The 5066-nt window shown below is 30.5% G+C and carries 5 protein-coding genes and 1 pseudogene; 3 read left to right on the top strand and 3 right to left on the bottom strand.

Going from position 1 to position 5066, the window contains the following annotated elements; genetic code table 11:
* A pseudogene (locus tag ACVC2P_RS19325) lies at positions 1-487 on the bottom strand (lipopolysaccharide kinase InaA family protein); the annotation flags it as partial.
* Between the two features lie 120 nt (positions 488-607).
* Here ACVC2P_RS19325 and ACVC2P_RS19320 point away from each other — a divergent pair.
* A complete protein-coding gene (locus tag ACVC2P_RS19320; RefSeq protein WP_452600084.1) occupies positions 608-1678 on the top strand; it encodes a glycosyltransferase family 9 protein in 1071 nt (356 codons plus the stop codon).
* A 7-nt stretch (positions 1679-1685) separates the two neighbouring features.
* The gene (locus ACVC2P_RS19315; RefSeq protein WP_452600083.1) at positions 1686-2267 is read left to right on the top strand and encodes a class I SAM-dependent methyltransferase; all 582 of its coding nucleotides are present in this window, start codon (positions 1686-1688) and stop codon (positions 2265-2267) included.
* Between the two features lie 119 nt (positions 2268-2386).
* On the opposite strand, the gene ACVC2P_RS19310 is transcribed toward ACVC2P_RS19315, so the two are convergent.
* Both ACVC2P_RS19310 and ACVC2P_RS19305 read right to left on the bottom strand, forming a co-directional pair.
* Entirely contained in the window at positions 2387-3220 is an 834-nt protein-coding gene (locus ACVC2P_RS19310) for a glycosyltransferase family 2 protein (protein WP_452600082.1), read from the bottom strand.
* Positions 3221-3312: 92 nt separating this feature from the next.
* On the bottom strand, positions 3313-3918 hold the full coding sequence (locus tag ACVC2P_RS19305; RefSeq protein WP_452600081.1) for a hypothetical protein: 606 nt from the start codon (positions 3916-3918) through the stop codon (positions 3313-3315).
* A gap of 49 nt (positions 3919-3967) precedes the next feature.
* On the opposite strand from ACVC2P_RS19305, the gene ACVC2P_RS19300 reads away from it, so the two are divergent.
* The gene (locus ACVC2P_RS19300) at positions 3968-4705 is read left to right on the top strand and encodes a glycosyltransferase family 2 protein (RefSeq protein ID WP_452600080.1); all 738 of its coding nucleotides are present in this window, start codon (positions 3968-3970) and stop codon (positions 4703-4705) included.
* The last annotated feature ends 361 nt before the right edge of the window (positions 4706-5066 follow it).

The raw sequence follows: 5066 nt of genomic DNA, 5'->3' as shown, positions 1-5066 counted from the left end.
GTGTATTACCAGGAGAATGGTCTAAAAAGTTAATATTATTTTCGTGTAGTTTATAAGTAAAAGCAGTAAACTGTTTTAAAATCTTGTCTCGTTCTGGATATAATGGATTATGTATTAACACTCTAAAATCTAAGTCGTAATCCACGTGCTTACTAATGTAGTAGCTAGATTTTAAGCCTACTGCATTTGTATTTTCTATATATGCTATGGGAAATGGTGTTAATATATTAGCTTCTGTAAGTCGTTTAGCATACTCAAAAGAGCGCCTGGCTTTAGACTTCCTAACATGCTTGTATATAACACTATTAAAAGCTTTAGGTGTTTTAAACGATTTTATATTAATGGTTTCGTCTGCTACTGTAAAGCTTTTTATAACATTACGTTCGCCTTTAGTTATGTACGTTCCTTTAGTTTCAAAATGTGCAATACAGTCTAACAGTTCTGTTTTTAAATGTTTGTATTTTGGATGGATGTGTACAATACTCATATAATGCGGTTATTTTTCAAAGATATGTGAAACTAAATTTTAATAAAAGCCGAAAAAATAATATTTTGCGTACAGACACCAATTAACTAGCATAGATTCCCTAATTATAGGGAAATGAGTATGAAAAACATTTTAGTTATACAAAACAAACGTATTGGAGATGTATTAATCGCTTCTGTAATTGCGCAGAATATGAAAAAACTATATCCCGAAAGCACTATAGATTATTTAGTTTACGATTATACTACTGGTGTTATTGAAAACAATCCTAATATTGATAATATTATTGTTATTAATGACGCCGAATTAAAGAAAATAGGAAACCTACTCGCTTTAATAAAAACCATTAGAAAACGTAAATACGATATTATTTTCGATCCTTACGCAAAAATGCAAAGCCGATTAATTTGTTTGTTTTCTAAAGCACCTATGCGCATTGGATTTAAAAAACGAGAAAAAAACCCACCGTTAAAATTTTATACTCACAATATTTCTTTTTTAAAACAGAAATCTAAAAACTGCGGAAAAGCCATTGAGGACCGTATTAATATGATAACGTCTGTTTTTGATTGTTCTAAAATAACCATAGACGAAGTACCTCAAATTACATTAACTGCTAAAGAGCAATTGTATGATAAGCTAGAAAAATACGACAAACCATTTATTATGCTAGGGATTTTAGGTAGTACGCCTCAAAAATCTATGCCTTATGAGTACATTGTTACTATTATAGATTACATTACCAAGCATTATAATGTTAATGTCCTTTTTAATTATGCGCCACACCAAAAAGAGGATGCTTTATCTATATACGAGCAATGTGCAGATAAAGACAATATTGTTATAGATATTTATGAAGATAGTATTCGTGGTTTTATAACACTAATGAATAAGTGTACATTATTAGTTGGTAATGAGGGCGGAACGATACACATATCTAAAGCATTAAACAAACCAACATTTACAATTTTTTCTCCTTATGTTTTAAAAGAACATTGGGCAAGTTTTGAAGATGGAACAATGCATACATCTATACATTTACTAGAGGAAAAACCCGATTTGTTTTCTAAAGATAGAAGTGAACGCAGAAAAATTGAAGAAGACCCAACTTATATGTACAAACAATTAACGCCCGAGTTAATTATACCAAAGTTGAAAGTATTTTTAAATAACCACCTTAAGAAGCATTAAGCATTACATGAACATTATAGATAAATTTCATAACTGGAGACGTAAACAACGCTGGAATAAACAATACAGAAATGGTCGTTGGGATAACTTAAAAAATGAAAGAGAACGTATTAGATACCAAACTATAGCCAATAATATTGGTAAACATGGTAAAAGTGGTTCAGATATTTTAGCTTTAGGGTGTGGAGAGGGTATTTTACTAGAAAATCTACAAGACACAGATTTTAACTTTTTCTATGGTATGGACTTCTCGTCTGTCTCCATAAAAAAAGCTAACAAAAAACAGTTAAAAAATTCTAAGTTTGTTTGCGCAGATATACACACATTTACTCCGGAAGCAAACTACGATGTTATTGTGTTTAACGAAGCGTTTTATTACATACACGAAACTGAAAAGGCTAATGTTTTAAAAACCGTATTATCGCATTTAAACGACAATGGTATTTTAGTTATTTCTATTTACAGAGAAGGTTTAGGCTGTTGGGAGTATTTTGATGACAACCCACAACTTAAAAAACTAGATTTTGAAACTGTAACTACAGACGAAGAAAAAACGTATTGGAAAATAGGAACTTACAGAAAATTGTAAGTTTAACCTATTATACATTTAGAGAGAGTTGAGTTCGTAAAATGAGTTCTCGATACAATTCCGATAGCTATCGGAATCACTAGAACCGACGTTCACTTCTTTTTGTATTAAATGTAAGCTTACTCTTTTACCTCTAGCTTTTCTATACCATAAGGTGTTTTTATCACTTTATTGTACTTTGTATTACGTCTTATGGCTAAATTTCTATCTAACGATTCTTTAGTTTTATAACCTCTAGGGTGTTCTAAGTGTAAACAAATAGCTTTATATCTAATCTGTTTTGTTTTTATACCAAGGTTTACCAAACGCTCTCCTAATTCTCTATCTGGCCCACCATATTGCATACGCTCATCGTAACCATTTATAGCTATTAAATCTGCTTTCCAAGCGCTAGAATTACAGTTATTAAACGTTGCGCCTGTTGGTGTAACAACGTCTAAAAAGTTTGCTAACTTATCACCAACACTTAGCTTTAGTTCTTGTTTTTTTCCTAAAACACCTTGTTTTTTTAGCCATTTAGGTTTAAAACAGTCACCACTATCTATATCACTTAATGCTATTGCATCACTTGTTGGTTTATCTAATTTACAATAGCCTCCAGATAAAAAGAATCCTTTTTCGGCATATTTAGCATGTGTAGACACAAAATCTGGTCGAGCAATACAATCGCCATCTGTCATTAAAATATAATCGTACGCTGTTTGTACAATACATTTATTTAATAGTTCTTGTCTACGATAGCCTTTATCTTCATGCCATATATGACGCAATTTTACTGGGTAATCTTCCATAAAAGACTCTATTAAAGCTTTAGTAGTTTCGCGAGAGCCATCATCTGCAACTATAACTTCAAAATTAGTATAATCTTGATTTTTATAACTCTGTAACACTTTACTTAAATAGTCTTCAGAATTATAAGTACTAACTATTACAGATATTGGTAAATCCTTCATGTTAAATTTTATTTTGTCATTTCCACGTCGGTGGAAATTTTATATTTTATTGTTTCCGTGAAGACAGAAACTTTATAATTTAATGTCGTTAATTATTTGCTTTGCAAATGTACGCATATATATTTATTTCGTAGTGTTTTAGCTTTAAGAGAACAACTTTTTAAATGTAACTCTAGTTTATTTTTAGTGCTAAAAAGTGCTTCTATATCTAATTGTTGTGCATTTGTTTTCCAAGCCGATGTGTTACAAATCATTGTGTTTTTTCGTTCTGTTACATCTAAGCCATTTTCTCTAAGCCAATTAAAATCGAAACAATCTTCTCTGTAAACAGCAGTGCTTTCAATTCTAGGGGCATCGCTAAATAGTTTAGTTTTACCTGTTATAAAATACCCTTCTTCACGCTTTGCTACATGCTGCTCTATAAAATCTTTTCTAGGTATAGTATTTGTATTTGAAAAAATTAAATATTCTGTATTACTATAACCTATAACCGTTGTTTTGGGTTGTATATGGATTTCAAAAAATACATGCTCTGCAATACTATTAACAATCTTTGTAATGGCTTCTGTATTATTCTCGGTTACTATAATAACTTCAAATAAACGATAGGCTTGATTATTATAGCCATATAATGTGGTTTCTAAATGTTCAAAACCATAAGCATCGCTTAATATTATTGTTGTGTCTATTTTTGTCATATAAGCAACAAAGATAAAGTTTTTTAGTAAGTTTGTGCTTGAAATTGTTATGACAAAACTCTCTGTAATTATACCCACTTATAACGAAGCACTTTATCTTAAAGATGCTCTTTATTCTGTTAAGTTTGCAGACGAAATTATTGTTATAGATTCGTTAAGTACAGACAACACTGTTGAAATTGCCGAGAATTTTGGTTGCAAAGTACTCTCTAGAAAGTTCGATAATTTTTCTAATCAGAAAAATCATGCTTTACAATTTGCTACTGGAAAGTGGGTATTGTTTGTAGATGGAGATGAACGTATTCCTTATGCTTTAAAACAAGAAATTTTAAAGGCCATGAACTCTGGAAAACATAGCGGTTATAAACTTAATTTCCCTCATTTTTATATGAATCGTTTTCTGTACCATCATAGTGACGATGTGACACGATTAGTTATTAGAGAACGTTGTCGTTTTGAAGGGAGTGTACACGAAAAACTCATTGTAGAGGGGTCTATTGGTAAGCTAAAAAACCCTGTATTGCACTACACGTATAAAGGCTTAATGCATTATATAAGTAAAAAGGATAGTTATGCTTGGTTTCAAGCAGAGCAGATGCTTAAAAAAGGAAAAAAAGCCACCTATTTTCATTTAGCTTTTAAACCGTTCTATCGTTTTTTTAGCAGTTATATATTACGTCGCGGTTTTATGGATGGTATTCCTGGTTTAACGGTTGCTACTATAAATGCTTATGGTGTTTTCTCTAGATATGTTAAGTTGATATTGTTGCAGAAAGGCATTCGTTAATTTATAGTTATGTATAATGCGACAGTAAAGATTACAGATTCCAAAGCTCTTTCTAAAGCAATTCATAAAAACAATTATTTAATTGTTTTTATACTCCTCGTTTTTGTACTTACAGATTTCGATATGTTAAGTGTAAAACCTAAGTTTATTACCCTGGAATCTACTATAGTTAATCTTATTTTAGTTTTTCAAGTTATTTTTATTATTTCTATTTATGTTTGGTCTTTAAAAAAATGAACTACACTTACTATTTTAAACAATGGCTTTACCTCAAAAGGTAATTATACAGATACTGTAAGTTTAAAGACTATTATTGATTTTATGGAAAAGAAAATTCGCGTTTCATCAAATATTAGGTTAA

Source organism: Pontimicrobium sp. MEBiC01747 (assembly GCF_053601635.1).
This window is presented reverse-complemented; position numbering and strand designations above follow the sequence as displayed.

Coding starts and splice junctions, on each gene's coding strand:
- ACVC2P_RS19320 (WP_452600084.1), top strand. CDS start 608: ATGAAAAACATTTTAGTTATACAAAACAAACGTATTGGAGATGTATTA.
- ACVC2P_RS19315 (WP_452600083.1), top strand. CDS start 1,686: ATGAACATTATAGATAAATTTCATAACTGGAGACGTAAACAACGCTGG.
- ACVC2P_RS19310 (WP_452600082.1), bottom strand. CDS start 3,220: ATGAAGGATTTACCAATATCTGTAATAGTTAGTACTTATAATTCTGAA.
- ACVC2P_RS19305 (WP_452600081.1), bottom strand. CDS start 3,918: ATGACAAAAATAGACACAACAATAATATTAAGCGATGCTTATGGTTTT.
- ACVC2P_RS19300 (WP_452600080.1), top strand. CDS start 3,968: ATGACAAAACTCTCTGTAATTATACCCACTTATAACGAAGCACTTTAT.